Origin of the sequence: Massiliimicrobium timonense (genome assembly GCF_002160865.1) — a bacterium.
Lineage (GTDB): Bacteria > Bacillota_I > Bacilli_A > Erysipelotrichales > Coprobacillaceae > Allocoprobacillus.
Genome location: NZ_NFLJ01000100.1, coordinates 1 through 942, shown reverse-complemented (window position 1 = coordinate 942; position 942 = coordinate 1). Strand labels below are relative to the sequence as shown.

The following is a 942-nucleotide window of genomic DNA, read 5'->3' as shown; positions in this document are numbered from 1 at the left end:
AAGAGTGTAGGAACATTAATACAGGATAGTCAAATTGCAGCTGACCAGATTGTTCAAAAAGGCTATCGTGAAATATTTATAAGACAGGGATATCCAAAAGTTTTAGGATATGGTATATCTTTTTATAAAAAACAGTGCTTTATCACTAAAGTAGACTGAGATCATTTGAGAGATGTCTTAATGTAGGTTTATGAAGGCATCTCTTTTTAGTATATAAATATCTTCATTCTATGAAATACTTTCTACTTTCATCACTTCTACATATGTATGACATTTTCATATGACTATGATATAATGACAACAGAAATAATACATTGAAAGGAGCATGATCATAATGAAGCGTATCACAACAGGAACAGAAAATTTTAAAGAATTCATGGATAAGAATTATTATTATGTTGATAAGACAATGCTTATAGATGATGTCTTAAGTGATAAGGTGATGTTGTATACAAGACCTAGACGTTTTGGGAAAACATTAAACATGAGTATGCTTTATTATTTCTTTTCTAATCAGGAAAAAGAAAATGCTTATCTTTTTGAGGGTTTGAATGTATCAAAACATCAACATCTCATGCTTCATCAAAATCAATATCCTGTCATTTTTCTATCGCTAAAAGATATGAAAAGTCTAAACTATTTGGAACAAATACAACAATTTGCTTATATTATGAAGATCATCATTTTACAACATCTTAATCTTTTTGATAGTCCATTGATTGATGAATCCGATAAAAAGACTTTGAATGATTTAAGATTTTTAAGAGCGGATCCTATACAGTTAAAAAATTCATTAAGTATGCTATCTAGATGTTTATATCAGCATTATCATCAAAAAGTCATCATTCTCATAGATGAATATGATGTGCCTTTACAGAGTGCCTATCAACATGACTACTATGATGAAATGGTTGATTTTATAAGAAGTGTCTTTTCATCTGC

Annotated in this window: 1 protein-coding gene; it reads left to right on the top strand. The window is 29.0% G+C overall.

Annotated features, from left to right (window positions below; translation table 11 throughout):
* Positions 1 to 334 precede the first annotated feature (334 nt).
* Positions 335 to 942, top strand: a 608-nt coding sequence (locus B5E75_RS14330) for an AAA family ATPase (protein ID WP_162607721.1), incomplete at its 3' end; no start/stop codon positions are given.